The organism is Mucilaginibacter rivuli, from assembly GCF_019391655.1.
Classification (GTDB): domain Bacteria; phylum Bacteroidota; class Bacteroidia; order Sphingobacteriales; family Sphingobacteriaceae; genus Mucilaginibacter; species Mucilaginibacter rivuli.
This window is the reverse complement of the sequence record NZ_JAHXPQ010000006.1, coordinates 176535-191079: the sequence shown is the minus strand read 5'-3', so window position 1 is coordinate 191079 and position 14545 is coordinate 176535. Positions and strand designations below refer to the sequence as shown.

General features: G+C 40.9%; 15 protein-coding genes. 7 read left to right on the top strand and 8 right to left on the bottom strand.

Annotated features, from left to right (window positions below; genetic code table 11):
• The first annotated feature begins 10 nt into the window (after window positions 1-10).
• Complete coding sequence (locus KXQ82_RS15150) at window positions 11-1909, top strand: glycoside hydrolase family 97 protein (RefSeq protein ID WP_219489284.1); 1899 nt, start codon at window positions 11-13, stop codon at window positions 1907-1909.
• Window positions 1910-1955: 46 nt separating this feature from the next.
• Window positions 1956-2708: a peptide-methionine (R)-S-oxide reductase MsrB gene (gene msrB, locus KXQ82_RS20015; protein WP_439650952.1), complete on the top strand. Its 753-nt coding sequence runs from the start codon at window positions 1956-1958 to the stop codon at window positions 2706-2708.
• 39 nt (window positions 2709-2747) lie between these two features.
• On the opposite strand, the gene KXQ82_RS15135 is transcribed toward msrB, so the two are convergent.
• The gene (locus tag KXQ82_RS15135) at window positions 2748-3503 is read right to left on the bottom strand and encodes a DUF72 domain-containing protein (RefSeq protein ID WP_219489283.1); all 756 of its coding nucleotides are present in this window, start codon (window positions 3501-3503) and stop codon (window positions 2748-2750) included.
• A 93-nt stretch (window positions 3504-3596) separates the two neighbouring features.
• On the opposite strand from KXQ82_RS15135, the gene KXQ82_RS15130 reads away from it, so the two are divergent.
• Window positions 3597-4817: a dicarboxylate/amino acid:cation symporter gene (locus KXQ82_RS15130; RefSeq protein WP_219489282.1), complete on the top strand. Its 1221-nt coding sequence runs from the start codon at window positions 3597-3599 to the stop codon at window positions 4815-4817.
• Here the strand turns inward: KXQ82_RS15130 and KXQ82_RS15125 are convergent.
• On the bottom strand, window positions 4814-5179 hold the full coding sequence (locus tag KXQ82_RS15125; RefSeq protein ID WP_219489281.1) for a TM2 domain-containing protein: 366 nt from the start codon (window positions 5177-5179) through the stop codon (window positions 4814-4816). The two genes, KXQ82_RS15130 and KXQ82_RS15125, sit on opposite strands and share 4 nt — an antisense overlap.
• 192 nt (window positions 5180-5371) lie before the next feature.
• On the opposite strand from KXQ82_RS15125, the gene KXQ82_RS15120 reads away from it, so the two are divergent.
• Window positions 5372-5821, top strand: coding sequence for a DUF4395 domain-containing protein (locus KXQ82_RS15120; RefSeq protein ID WP_219489280.1), 450 nt, complete (start codon window positions 5372-5374; stop codon window positions 5819-5821).
• A gap of 38 nt (window positions 5822-5859) precedes the next feature.
• Entirely contained in the window at window positions 5860-6021 is a 162-nt protein-coding gene (locus tag KXQ82_RS15115) for a RebB family R body protein (RefSeq protein WP_219489279.1), read from the top strand.
• A gap of 4 nt (window positions 6022-6025) precedes the next feature.
• On the opposite strand, the gene KXQ82_RS15110 is transcribed toward KXQ82_RS15115, so the two are convergent.
• The 6 genes from KXQ82_RS15110 to KXQ82_RS15085 form a co-directional block, all read right to left on the bottom strand.
• Window positions 6026-7582 carry a glycosyl hydrolase family 28 protein gene (locus tag KXQ82_RS15110; protein ID WP_219489278.1) on the bottom strand — a complete coding sequence of 519 codons (1557 nt, stop codon included), beginning with the start codon at window positions 7580-7582 and terminating at the stop codon, window positions 6026-6028.
• 123 nt (window positions 7583-7705) lie between these two features.
• On the bottom strand, window positions 7706-8050 hold the full coding sequence (locus tag KXQ82_RS15105; protein WP_219489277.1) for an ArsR/SmtB family transcription factor: 345 nt from the start codon (window positions 8048-8050) through the stop codon (window positions 7706-7708).
• 54 nt (window positions 8051-8104) lie between these two features.
• Complete coding sequence (locus KXQ82_RS15100) at window positions 8105-9583, bottom strand: beta-helix domain-containing protein (RefSeq protein WP_219489276.1); 1479 nt, start codon at window positions 9581-9583, stop codon at window positions 8105-8107.
• Between the two features lie 70 nt (window positions 9584-9653).
• Window positions 9654-12422, bottom strand: coding sequence for a TonB-dependent receptor (locus KXQ82_RS15095; protein ID WP_369412468.1), 2769 nt, complete (start codon window positions 12420-12422; stop codon window positions 9654-9656).
• A 172-nt stretch (window positions 12423-12594) separates the two neighbouring features.
• Window positions 12595-13062, bottom strand: a complete 468-nt coding sequence (locus tag KXQ82_RS15090; protein ID WP_219489275.1) for a MarR family winged helix-turn-helix transcriptional regulator — start codon at window positions 13060-13062, stop codon at window positions 12595-12597.
• 92 nt (window positions 13063-13154) lie between these two features.
• A complete protein-coding gene (locus KXQ82_RS15085) occupies window positions 13155-13532 on the bottom strand; it encodes a hypothetical protein (RefSeq protein WP_219489273.1) in 378 nt (125 codons plus the stop codon).
• A gap of 206 nt (window positions 13533-13738) precedes the next feature.
• On the opposite strand from KXQ82_RS15085, the gene KXQ82_RS15080 reads away from it, so the two are divergent.
• On the top strand, window positions 13739-14068 hold the full coding sequence (locus KXQ82_RS15080) for an ArsR/SmtB family transcription factor (RefSeq protein WP_219489271.1): 330 nt from the start codon (window positions 13739-13741) through the stop codon (window positions 14066-14068).
• Between the two features lies 1 nt (window position 14069).
• On the top strand, window positions 14070-14537 hold the full coding sequence (locus KXQ82_RS15075) for an SRPBCC family protein (RefSeq protein WP_219489269.1): 468 nt from the start codon (window positions 14070-14072) through the stop codon (window positions 14535-14537).
• Window positions 14538-14545 lie beyond the last annotated feature (8 nt).

Here is a 14545-nt window from a genome sequence, read left to right as displayed (position 1 = left end):
TTTAACAACAATGGTTTTCAATGCCATGTGTTCAGATAATAAATATGATATCCATAGCCCGAATGCGCATTTAACTGTTGTTCTGGAGGTTACTCCGCAAAGCATATGCTACGCTATTACCCGCGATGGGCAAAAAGCACTCCAATCTTCAAAACTTGGCATCGTGCGGGAAGACGGCGATTTCTCAAAAGATTTGATCTTGCTTTCAGCGTCTCCGGTATCATTAATAACCGACTTTTATCAGCTATCAACCATAAAACGTCATAACAACACTTACAAAGCTAGCAAGCGTATTTTCCATTTCAAAAACCCGGATGGTAAACTGATGGATATCATTTTCCAGGTATCAAATGATGGGGTGGCCTTCCGTTATTATTTTCCCGGTACATCAACCGATGTGAAAAAAATCACGGCCGAACTTACATCATACCATTTTAGTACAGATACCAAATGCTGGCTGCAGCCTATGGCCGAGGCCAAAACAGGTTGGGCAAAAGCAAACCCATCTTACGAGGAGTATTATCAAAAAGAGATCATTGCAGGTACATCATCGCCAATAAAAGCTGGCTGGATATATCCTGCACTTTTTAAAACAGGTAATAACTGGGTACTGCTAACCGAAACTTTCCCAACAGCTGGTAATTATTGCGGTACCCATCTCAAAGCAGAATCGCCGGATGGCGAATACCAAACCGCACTTGCCGATCCCCGCGAGGTTTATACCGGCGGCGTATCAGGGCCGGAGTCCAAATTACCATGGTACACTCCCTGGCGCATTATCACAATAGGCTCATTAAAAACCATTACCGAATCAACCCTTGGTACAGATGTAGCAGCAAAGGCTATAAAAATAGATGCTAATATGATAAAGCCGGGAAAAGCTTCATGGAGTTGGGTGTTGCTTAAGGATAGTAAAACCACATATCCTGTACAAAAGCAATTTATTGATTATGCTGCCGATATGCACTGGCAGTATTGTTTGATTGATGCCCTTTGGGATACACAAATAGGTTATGATAAGATAAAGGAACTTGCCGACTACGCTAAAACTAAAAATGTAGGTTTATTACTGTGGTATAACTCGGCCGGTAGCTGGAATGAAACACCCCAAACCCCCAAAGACAAAATGCTAACCCATGAGAGCCGGGTTAAAGAATTTGGGATTTTAAAAGGCATGGGCATTAAAGGTGTAAAAATTGATTTTTTTGGTGGCGATGGGCAATCTATGATGCAATACTATTTAGGTATTTTAAATGATGCTAAAGATTATGGCTTGTTGGTTAACTTCCATGGCACTACCTTGCCTCGCGGGTTGGAACGTACATACCCCAACCTGGTAACTATGGAAGCTATTAAAGGGATGGAGTTTGCCACTTTTGAGCAGGCTAACATGGATGAACAACCTACACATTGCACTACTATTCCGTTTACCCGTAATGTATTCGATCCGATGGATTATACGCCAATGGCTTTATACAAGGTGCCTAAAATGATACGCCGCACCACCAGTGCTTTTGAATTGGCATTGCCTGTTATTTTTCAATCGGGTATACAGCACCTGGCCGAAACACCTGAAGGCATGAGCCATGTACCATCGTATGTGCAAGGCTTTTTAAAACAGTTGCCCAACTATTGGGATGACATCCGTTTTATTGATGGTTATCCCGGTAAACTTGCCGTACTGGCTCGCCGCTCGGGTAATAAATGGTATATTGCGGGTATTAATGGTGAAGCCGTTGATAAAATGCTCGATCTGGACCTGTCCTTCCTACAAGGATATCCGGAAGGAAAACTAATTACTGATGGGGTAGAACCACTTACCTTCGCGCAAGCAATGCTAAAAGCGGATAAACATACTCAGGTAAAAGTTAAGCCAAACGGAGGGTTTGTTTTGGTGTTCGAAAAATAAAAAGATGCCTTGTAATGTTATTAATATATAAGCGACTAAGCTCATTATGAAAACACTAAAATTATCAGTTATATTATTATTACTGCTTTCGCTGAATACCTGCAGCCAAACGCCGGGCAAAGTTAAACCAGGCAGTTCAGAAGATGTTAAGACATTCCCGGCAGCCAAACCTAACAGTTATTGGAAAACTGTGCTTTCGCCCGATGCTTATTACATCATGGTAGAAAAAGGTACCGAGCCACCCTTTAAAAATCCGTATTGGGATAACCACAAAAAAGGCACCTACGTGAGCGCCGCTACGGGCAAGCCATTGTTTAGTTCGGATACTAAGTTTGACTCGGGAACAGGTTGGCCAAGTTTTTACCAGCCAATTAACCAAAAGGATATCATGATAGTGAAAGATTATTCGTTTGGCGAAGTGCGCGAGGAAGTTGTAGAGCGTAGCACAGGCTTACATTTAGGCCACGTGTTTGATGATGGCCCGGCCCCAACCGGTAAACGTTATTGCATGGATTCGTGGGCGTTTAAATTTGTGCCTGCTAAAGTAATATCAAACAGTCCCGAAACTAACTTCTGTTTCGGGACTGTTTTTTTGTTTTACGATTTCTTCTCAGGCACTTTGCCGCCCTCTTTCCGCGCTTCGGATAAGCCAATGGCTATAGCCTGCTTTTTGGAAGTTGCCTTTTTGCCACTGCCGCTTTTGAGCGTTCCCTTTTTCATTTCGTGCATGGTTTCCTCCACTTTTTCCTGTGCTTTTTCTCCGTACTTTGCCATGATATTTAATAGGTTAATGTGTTAATATTTTAACAAATACATCCCCGGGAGGGTTTGCGAAATATTAAACTGACTTAACATAAGCATTTAGTGTTGCCAGATTTTTTACCGCATCGCCAATGGTATTATTAAAATAGGCATAAACGGTTTTCCCATCATCCAGCCATTCGCGGATATACCCTGCATACTCATATAAAAAGCCGTCGGTATATGTGCCGCGGTAACCGCCATCCGGTCCGTGGAAACGTACATAAACAAAATCCATATCCAATGTTTCCATTGGTGCGGCAGATGGTGGAAGATCGTGAATCACCATACTCATATTCAATTGCTGCAGCAATTGATAAGTCCTATCCAAGTACCATGACCTGTGTCTGAACTCTACAGCTATTTTCCACTCCACGCTATTATCGCTTTCGCGGATGCAGCTTAAAAGACGCTCCAATTGCGCTATACTATCAACCCTTACCCCCGGAGGGAATTGAACCAGTAAACAACCCTTTTTATCACCTGCTTCGTTTATTACCTTCATAAACCGCCATACATCCTTCGCGTCAAATATCAAGCCTTTTTCGTGTGTAACACCCTGCCACAGTTTGTAGGTAAACCGGAAATCATCAGGCACTAAATCAACCCATTTACTAACCGTAGCAGCCATTGGTATTTTATAGAACGAGCTATTGATCTCGATACTATTGAACAACGAGGCATAGTATGACAACCTCGGTTTATCTCTGAACTCCGGCGGGTACGCCGCCTTGTTAGCTACCGGTAAAGCCAGGCCGCTTGTACCCGCGTAAAATTTACATTCCTTCTCCATTTACATCAACAACATTACGTTACCGTTAAGGTTTATTTTAATGTTGGATAGTACACTGCCACAGTTTATCAATTATCTCGTATAATTGTATACATGAGCAACTGGATAAAAAACTATACCGGGATGATATGGCTGATAGGCGGTATTATTATTGGCTGTATTGCAGGTATGCTCCTCGGCAAAAAGGCCGAACTGTTAAAACCCATTGGCGATATTTTTTTAAACCTGCTTTTTGTGGCTGTTATCCCATTGGTATTTTTCGCTATTTCATCGGCGATAGCCAGTGTTGGAACCGGCCAAAAACTGAGCCGTATTATGGGCATCATGTCAGTAGTGTTTTTAGGAACGGTGCTGATGGCCGCATTATTTACCATTGCGGCGATATGGCTGTTCCCGGTGCACCAGGTGGCTACTACGGTTACAAGCACTACCTCTGCAGCACACGAAAGTTTTTCAGGCGACTCCATAACTCAAATGTTTACTACAGGCGAGTTCTTCCAGCTACTCTCGCGTAAGAATATGCTCGCCATGATCATCTTCGCCATATTAACAGGTTTTGGAATTTTGCAGGCCGGCGAAAACGGGCACGCTTTCGCTCAATTTTTAAAATCGGGCAACGAGGTCTTTAAAAGTGTATTTGTTATCATCATGAAAATGGGGCCGCTTGGTTTAGGCGCGTACTTTGCTTACCAGGTGGCCGTATTCGGGCCATCGCTGTTTGGTACTTACGGGCATATAATGGCTGTTGGCTATGGCGTGAGCTTGTTTTATTATGCTGTATTTTACAGTTTATACGCATTTTTAGCGGGAGGCTTTAACGGTATAAAACGTTACTGGCAAAATAACATTATTCCATCGGCTACCGCGGTAGGTACCTGCAGCAGTATTGCTACCATACCCGCTAACCTGGAAGCTTCAAAGGGAATGGGTATATCCGCGGTTATCGCAAACATTACCATTCCCCTTGGCGGGACATTGCATAAAGATGGTTCAAGCATCTCATCCATATTAAAAATGGCCGTGGTATTTGCCATGTTTGGCAAAAGCTTTAACAGCCCCGAAGTTATACTGCTCGCCCTTGGGATGACAGTGCTTGTAAGCATTGTTGAAGGTGGCATCCCCAATGGCGGTTACGTAGGCGAATTACTTTTTATATCCGCTTACGGTTTTCCACCCGAGGCATTGCCACCTGCTATTATCATTGGTACGTTGATAGACCCGGTTGCTACCTTGCTAAACGCCACCGGCGACACAGCCGCCGCGATGCTGATCAATCGTTTTGCCGGGTTGCGCGAACAAAGTGAACTCACTTAGTAGCTACCAAAACCCATCTTAATGATCTGAATGGTTTCGAAAGCCATTTTTTGGTTGTACTCGTCTGTCAATGCTTTAATGTTTATCAGGTCTACCACTGTACCAATAAAGCAGAAACCTGCGGTGAAAAAGTAAACGATACCCATACCAACCTGGCCCAGCATCATACGGTGCACACCAGCAAAGCCAAAGAAACCTAAAAGGCACATCAGCAATACATCCTGTGAGTTCCGCCTTTTTGCGGAGTACAGGCTATAAAAGTTATGTAATTGTTTTTCATCAAGGCCTGTGGTGCATTGTTGTAAAAAAACCATTTCTTCGGCAGTGATGCCCGGAAATGTCATATAAGGATTAGTGTACATGGTTGTTGTTGTTTAATTGTGATGTAAAACTATAGCAACCCCGTATACCACCCTACCCATTTTTGGTAAACACGGTCAAAATCTCGGCAAACAAGGGCATTTATACGGTCAAAATATTTACGGTTATATGATAGCTATTATAAATAGGGCAAATTTATCTTAGGTATCTTTGAGGAGATAATAATCAGCTAAATGAGTGTTGAATTAGAATGCCCGGTTGACCTGGTACCTGTTAACGAAAATAAGATCCGCCTTATCGCTTTATTGGTATGGATACTCGCCATTACTTTTTGGTTTACCAACAGCAAAGTGATTATTATTGTATTACTGGCCGATTTCTTTTTACGCGCATTTAATCTTCAGAAATATAGCCCACTGGCATTTATAGCGGGTATTATTGTAAAACAACTCGACATCAAAAACAAACCTACCGACCAGGCACCAAAGCGCTTTGCCGCACGCATGGGTTTTACTGTTATATTGTTATTGCTGGTGTTTGTTTATTTTGACATCAGCATTGTAGTAAACATCATAACGTTAATGCTCATTTCCTTCTCGTTTTTAGAATCATTTTTGGGTGTTTGCGTGGGATGCTATGTTTATACCCTCGGTTTAAATTTACAGAGGTTATTTACAAAATAGCTTATATTTACTATTTATAACTGCTATAATTTTAAGCCATGCCAGATCCATCACCGGTAAACAGCCAGATAACCGATAAGATAACCCAAACAAACATAAAAGTGGAGGGCGAATCACCTGCCCAGGCTATGGGTAACCTGTACCAGCAACTGCAAGACCAAAGTGAACCACAAGAAAACGTGCCTGAAACCGGCGAGTAAAAAACTACTCGTTTTTTACAGCTTTAGATTCTGTGATGTTATAAACAGGCTTTGCATTATCAGCACAAAGCACATTATTAAAACTTACACCATCGCAGTTTTTAACATTGATTTTGGCGCCTTGAGGTAGCCTGATATCTTTCAATAAAACATTGAGTGTGTAGTGCTGCTCATCCGGGAAACCGTTAATATCAATAAGGGTTTCACCTGATTTTGCGTTGCTCATATCTAAATTAGAAAGTTCTATATCTTTAAACCAGGCCAACTCGGGCGCGGCCGCACCATCGTTATTGTAGTTAACATTAGTTACCATCGTGATCTTTAAAATCGAGCAATCGCGCATCACAATATTTTTCACATAGCCGCCACGGTCTTTAGTTGTTTTTACCTGGAACCCATTCTTCAGGTTGCCGATCTTACAATCCTGTATAAAAACATCACTTACCCCGCCCGACATTTCGCTGCCGATAGCCAGTGCCGCCCCACGTGTAAACGTGCAATCAGTAATGCGTACCCGTTCCGTAGGTTTATTTACAATATTTCCTTCCGGATTTTTGCCCGATTTTATGGCAATGCAGTCATCATCGGTAGCAATTGTACAGTTAAATATATACGAATCTGTTGATGAATCAGGATCTATTCCATCAGCATTGGCACCATAGCTTGTAATGTTAAGGTCGTGCAGTGTAACATTGGCCGAATAAATGTAATGGATATTCCAGCATGGCGATTGTTCGATATTTAAGCCCTGTACATCTATATTATTGCCGTTCATAATACATATCAGTCTTCCGCGGCCGCGTTTGCCACGGGCCTTCAGCATAATATCGCGAAACTTAAGTCCGCCGCCACTTATGGTACCTTTACCCTGGATACTTAAATTTTCAACATTGTATTTGCCTGAACGGTCGAGCGTGCCTGCGGTAATGAAGCTGGCATAGGTTTTTAGTTCCCAGCCTTCAAAGCGGTTAAGCTGCAGAGGCAGGTAATCCAGTGTATCGGTACTGCCTTTTAGTGTACCGCCTTCGGCAATATATAATGTCATGTTACTTTTTAAATATATTGCTCCGCTTAAAAATGTACCGTTTGGTATATATACCGTTCCGCCGGGGGTACAGGCGTTAATGGCTTTTTGTATGGCAGTTGTATTTTTGGTTTCGCCATCGCCTTTGGCACCAAAATCTAATATGTTAAAGGTTTTTCCTTCGGGCTTGGTTTTGCAAACAACTTTATTGCCTGTTTTAGATAATTTACCGGCCTTATCTTCAGCCTTCACAGTGAAGGTATATGTTTTTCCTGCAGGCAGGTTTTGTACTGTATAATTGGTTTTTGCTGATTTTCCAACCAATACACCGTCTTTAAAAATTTGATAACCAATTATGTTTTCGTAGTTATCCGGCTTATCCCAAAGTAAGGTTACGCTATTGGCAGTAATGCTGGCTTCGGGTATTACCAGGTTGCGTGATATAGGTATTTGCTGCGCTATAACAAAACAGAAAGGATAAAATAGCATTAAGCAGGCAACGCCGGCCTTTGCAACTGACCTGATTGGGGTTAACATGTGGTGTTTGGTTTACAGTTGGCTAAAATAGTTTTTAAATTAAAACTAACCATCCTGTACCGGGGTGAATGAGATATATAGCAGATTTATCCGGCCCGATGTAATTAAGAATTGGAAGGGGTATTATTCGGGCTTAACCCAATGTGTTTTAAAATAAGAGAAAAGGTCGTCAAACTCATTTACCAGCTTAAAAAATCCTTGCTCATCAATACTGTAATAGGTTTTCCGGTTATGGTGCTTTTCTTTAACTATGCCCGAAAAAACCATCGATTTTAAATGCCTTTCTCTTGTTACGGGGTTCAGGCCAAGGTTCACAAAAACATCGGGGCTAACCCAGGGGCCATTCAATAAAATTGCCCTGATGATAGATACCCTTATCGGGATGGCAATAGCCCTCGCGAAGTTGGATAGTTCATTGTCGGTTTCGGTGATCTTTATTTCGTTAAAATCCATAGATAGATGTTTCATTAAAAAGGCACTTCAATGTATTTGAAGTGCCTTTTAATTGTTTGCAATAGCTTATTATTTTACTACGCCAGGAGTAGTGTAAGGCAAGTTTTGCGGATCATAAACAGCCCAGCCTGCAGACCAGTCTGTTGTACCGAAAGCGCCTTTATAAGCAACTTTATCAAAAAATGTATCTGCAGTAAACTTAGTGTTAGTAAAAGCAGCACCTGTTAAAGCTACCGAACCTGCTTTTAAAGTAAAGTTTGGTGTACCAAATAAAGGATTAGCAGCACCATTAACTAAAGCGTTTTTAAAATCAGTACCGTATCTCAATGCATCTGTTAACAAGTCTGATACCGATTTTGTAGCGTCAAAAGTATTTGCTGCGCGCATAGTAGTTTCAAAAGTGGCTTTGCTTTGGCCTTTTACTTCGTTGCCTTTTGCATTACAGTTGTAAATAATATTATCAGAAAAAGCAAGGCTACCGTTTGTGTAATTTGTAGTAGTAGCGCCTGCGGTAACAACGGTACCTTCGTCAATATAAATACCTTCAAAATAATTGGTAAACAATGAATTAAATATGCTGATAGAAGAGTTGCGGCGTATTTGAGCAGCATGCTGGAAGTTAGCGTTTAAATTAGATAAGCTACCACCAGAAGCTGTTACTGTTAATATAGGGCCAACAATGGTCATGTTAGAGAAAACAGCTTTGGTTTGTGGTAAGTTGTTTGAACCAGTTGCATCATTATCAGACTCGAAACCATTTGATCCCGAAAAATCGGCAACCACCTGTGCACGTTGCGCTAAACCAAACTGAACTTTACCTGAATAACCAAAATCGGTATCAAAGTCATCATCTGTAGTACCAATAGCTAATAAGTGTTTAGCGTTAACTGTACCACCAAACCATTCGTAAGCGTCATCGCCTGAGCGGTAAACTTCGATATAATCTAAAGTAGTACCTGAACCAACACCACCCATGGTTAAGCCATTGATCTCGTTATCCGGTGAAAAAGGGATACCCGCGTACTCAATACGTACATAAGATAATGTACCTGAGTTATCAGCAGCATCAGTACCACCATATTGGATGTATTTAGCAACATCACCACCACCGGTTGGCACTAAACCACCTTCGATGTTTGGAACTGTACTTGGATTAACCGGAGCTTTACCCAAAAGGATAATACCACCCCAGTCGCCGGCTGAACGGCCACCTGCAGCTACGTTAGATGTAAATACAATTGGGTTGGTTGCAGTACCAACAGCCATAATTTTTGCACCCCTTGTAACTACTAATGTACCTTTTGTAGGTTTATCACCTTTAATAATTGTACCGGCATTAATGGTTAAAGTTGCACCGTTGGTTACGTAAACAAAACCTTTTAATAAATAGATCTTGTCTGATGTCCAGGTAGTGTTGGCAGAGATATCGCCGCTGATCTCTACAGTGTTTGATGGCACGGTTGTACTATCATCCGGGTTGTTGTTTTTAGTACATGCCGCGAAAAATAATGTCGCTAAGAATAGTACAATTAATGAATGCTTTTTCATGTTGAATTGTCGTTTTTTAAAAGAAATTGGTTTGAACTTTTTATTGATTGATTTTTATGTATACTAAATATTAAAATGTATAAGAATAGGATAGCGTAAAGCTTGTACCTGTTTTGTACCTGTTGATGATGGCACCGCCTGTATCTAAATGGTAGGTGCTTATATCATCTTTATAATAAAAGGAAGTGTTTTGGTTCAGCAGATCGCTGGCATTTAATTTAAACTCACCTTTGTTTTTCTGTACACGTAACCCCAGCTGTACATCCAATACATCTCTGGAAGCTTCGTAAATAGACGGATACTGTGTCCCCTGGGCCGAGAATATACGTGGGCCAACACGGTTATACAGGGCATTGATAGTCAGTTTATTATTATATGCGGTTTGTAGTAATCCGGCGTTAATTACATAAGGTGCCTGCCCCACCATAGGCCTTGAGCCTCCGGGTAAGTTATTTAAGTTTGGATCACTAACCGTTGAGTTTATTAATGCAAGGTTGGTGTAAACTGTTGTGTTCTTTAAACCACCCGAAATAAAATCGAGTGTTTTACGCAATTCAAACTCTACACCATAGGTATTAGCTTCGGCAGTATTAAAGTAAACAATGTCGGTAGTTGATAACTTATCATCGTTTGTTCGCTCAATGGCATTTTTAAAGTTTTTATAAAATCCTGATACAGACATGATCTGCCCCGAACCCGGGTAAAACTCATAACGAACATCTACATTGTGTATCTGCGTGCTTTGCAGGTTATGGTTACCACGAACATTTGCTAAAAGCTCATAATCGTAATATGATCCTTCTGATAGCTCCCTTAATTCGGGCCTGGCAACTGTACGCGAGTACGATAACCTGAAATTAGCTTTTGGAGTTACAGCATACGTGAAATTTGCTGAAGGCAGAAAATTAAGATCATCAAGTAAAGCATCGTTAATAAATATATCTTTATCAACCAGTCGCAAGTTGAATTTTTCTACACGAAGGCCCCATACCAACCTGGCCTTCTCTCCAAACTTGTTATCAAGCATGGCATAACCCGAGTTTGTATAAACCTTGGCTGTGTAAGGATCGGCAGGTAATGTTTGATCTGCCAAAGTATAAAAACCCTGGTTAATGGTATTTCGGCTAAATATGCGGTTTAGCGGTAAGTAAGATATCTGTAAAGCTGCCGGGTCTGTTGAAGTCCCTAAAACAGGGCCTAAAAACCTTGGTGAATATTCGCGATCACGATATTGTGATAATACCCCTGCCTTAAAAGTTGATTTTTGTTTAAAAAAGTTAACCGGAGTGCTGTAGTCAATCTGTGCTGTGTATATATTCTCGTTTAGATCTGCAAATAGTCTTGCGTTCTGCTTTCCCAGCGAAAATATATCTGCAGAGTAGCCGTTAGGGTCGTTCAGCTTTAATGCATAATTTGCTTTACGCTGATCGGGCTGCGTATTGGTGATATTGCTGTAACTACCAACCCAGGTTAACTTTGAGTTACCGCCAAAACCATGGTCGCCTTGCAGGGTACCTTTGTAAAGCGATTTTTCTGTGAGATCAAAAGCGGTAAACCGGTTATAATTTCCGGTACTTTCGTTAAAGCCTGTACGGTATAAGTACTGATCATCAAAAGTACGGTTGTAAATATTTTTTAAAGTAATGCGGTTTTTGCCATAGCTATATGCAAAGTTAGCTAAGCCGCCAACGCTGGTTGAAAACTTGTATTTAGAATCGGTAAACTGGTAAGCGTTAAAGTCGATCTTGGCATCTGTTATAGTTTGCTGTGAGTTACGGTAAGTTAGGGCGAATATTGCGCCTAAGCGGTTTCCGTTTTTACCAATATCCTTTACCCGGCCCAATGATACCTGGTAACTTTGATTAGGCAATGAAGTAAAATTATACACATTAAAATTAGGGTTTAATGAGCTTAAGGCTGAGGTACCCTGCTCTCTGTTCACAGCACCGCTTTGGATTCTGTTTAGGGAGGGGAAGTTTGAAGGTAACTTGCGTGAGCCATCGTCAAAACCAAAATAGTCAGATAAGTTTCTGTAACCGCTTTTAAAATCTTTAAAAGTGGTATTTGTATTGTAGCCTAAGCCAACATTTACACTAATAAAGTTTTGGTCCGGAATATCCTTTGTAACGATCTGTACGGTACCGCCTGCAAAATCACCCGGCAAATTAGGCGTAGCTGTTTTATTGATGATGATATTATCGATCAGGTTGGCCGGAACGATATCAAATGAAAATGCTTTGCGGTTGGGCTCCGTGCTTGGCAATGATGTGCCATCCAACATTGCATTATTGTAACGATCGCTCAAACCGCGTACAACAACAAATTTGTTATCCTGGATGGTTGCACCGCTAACCCTGCGCAAAACTTCGGACGCGCTTTTATCAGGTGAGCGTTTTATCGTTTCCGATGTAATACCATCAGATACAGCAGCATTGTTTTTTTGTTGCGCGTAAAGCGAGTTAACCGATTCTTGCCCGAAGGTTGATTTAATAACAACTTCTTTCAGGCTTTTAGATGATGCATCTTCTAAAATTACATCGAGTGTGGTGGTTTTAGCAGCGCTAACCTGTATGCCTGATATCTGCTTATTTTGATATCCTACATATTTAACTAAAAGGGTATAGGTACCTGCCGGTAACGATAAATTATATTCGCCGTTAACATTTGTAGCGGCACCCTTGTTATTTTCCTGAACAAGTACAGTAGCACCTATCAGCGCTTCGCCTGTTTTTTTGTCGCTGATCTTACCCGAAATCTTTCCGGTTGTTTGCCCAAAAACTAACGACTGCATGCTTAAAATGAAAGCGGTGGTTAGTATTAAAAAAGTATTTTTTTTCACTATATTGATTTTGGTACAAAAGTATTTGAAGCCAAAACCGCAAACGATTTTTCGCCATTATCATACCATGATATGTTTCTTAAGCGAGTGTTAGTAATGGTTTACCGGGTAAACCATCTGCTAAAAAAGTGGCGTTTTAAGGCAAATAACTATTGTATTTATTACCAAAACCTTAAGTATGATATACTTTGTTAAGCGTTGGCGAAACTTCTGCTGTAGCGTTTTTGAAATTCTCATTTACCAGCTTTAGCGCTCGGATACAGTTATGTTTTTCCTGCCAGGTAAGGTGCTCTCCCATGCTTTCTGTAAACATTTCCATTTGGCTGGTAACTGTTTGTGCCAGCTCTGCTGCCTTTGTGGTAAGGCTTATCATTTTGCTCCGCCTGTCTTTAAAATTCACATCGCTAAAAACATAACCTTTTTGGATCAAAGCCTCAATAATGCTCGTCATGTACGATTTTTCTACTTGCAGGTTTGTGCATAACTCCTTTTGTGTACAGCGGCCTCCAATGCGGTTAAGCAACATAATAACCTGTAAGTGCTGGTATACATCAATGTCTTTAAAACACTTTAATAAGAATTGATGATATGATTTGTGAGCCAGCATAACCTGCAGGCTCAGATCTTCTCCGAAATTCATGATAACTGAAATGTCGGCTCAACTAAAATTGATACCGGTAAGGTGAATAGAAAAACTATTTATCAGAATGGCTGGTACAGCCCGGAAAAGGATCAGATAAGGAATACCTTATGGCTAAGGTATTTAGGTATAATTAAGCTTACGCTGTTTTTTGATAGCGTAAATGCTGTATGGTTTGAGCGTGAAAGTGAATTTTTAAAAACCAGGCTAAAAAAGAAAAGCAGGCTGATAATAGCTGCGTTTTTTACTTTAAGCGGCAATGGGGGGGCAGAAAGATGCTTGTTTTTTATTAAGGTCCAGCTATGATCGGGCTGGTAATGGTCAAGGTGCTGGTGCGGTTTTTCGTGTTGCGTGTAAGAAGCATGATGCGGGCATTTTTGCTGCTTAACGCGGAAGATGCTTGAAGCAGGCATAGCAATAATAATAAATACTGCTATAAAGGATAAAAACTTTGCTATCTGCTTTAACATTGATACTTCGGGTAATTAAATGATTCACCACCAACTCAAAATTAATCCATAAATCGGATGTGTGTGATTTTGTGTTATTTGATAATATGCATTTAACGTATTGTTAATCTTGACATGAGCTTTATTCTGAATATCTATACCTTTTTTTAAAAAAAATTATGTAGTTAAGTATCTACATTTTATATTTGTAGTCAAATAGCTACGCAATGAATTTAAGACGAGATGTATTTCAGGCAATAGCCGACCCGACAAGAAGGGCAATATTATTATTGGTGGCATCGCAGGCCATGACAGCAGGAGCCATAGCGGCAAACTTTGATACGGCCAGGCCCACGGTTTCAAAACACCTGCAAATACTCACCGAGTGCGAGTTGCTCGAACAAAAACAGAATGGCAGAGAAATTTACTATCACAGTAATGCAAAAAAAATGAAAGAAGTAGCTGATTTTATTGAACCGTTCCGCCAAATGTGGGATGACAGGTTTAATAAACTGGAGAATGTTATGAAAGCTTACCAGGCCAAAAAACCGGAATGATATGGAACAGAAAACAAAAATACATGCCGAAGATGGCAAACAAGAGTTAATAATAACCCGCGAGTTTAATTTGCCTGTAGAGCTGCTTTTTAAAGCCCACAGCGAAGCAGATATCATTGAGCAATGGATGGGCACCAAAGTGCTGAAGCTTGACTACAAGAAGCACGGCAGCTATCAGTTTGAAACAAGCGATGCTAAGGGCAACGTTGTTGTTAAAATAAATGGGGCCATCCATGAGTTTAGCCCCGGCAGGAAAATAACCCGCACTTTTGAAATGGAAAACACTCCTTTTGGTGTTCAGCTTGAAATATTGGAATTTGAACCACTTACCGCTGATACCAGTAAATTGAATATGCACGTAATATATGAATCGGCCGTGCAGCGCGACAGGGTGTTGCAGCTACCTTTTGCGCAGGGTATTAACATGGCGCATACGCGCCTGCAAAACATTGTAAGTAAACTTAAATAAAAGCAATC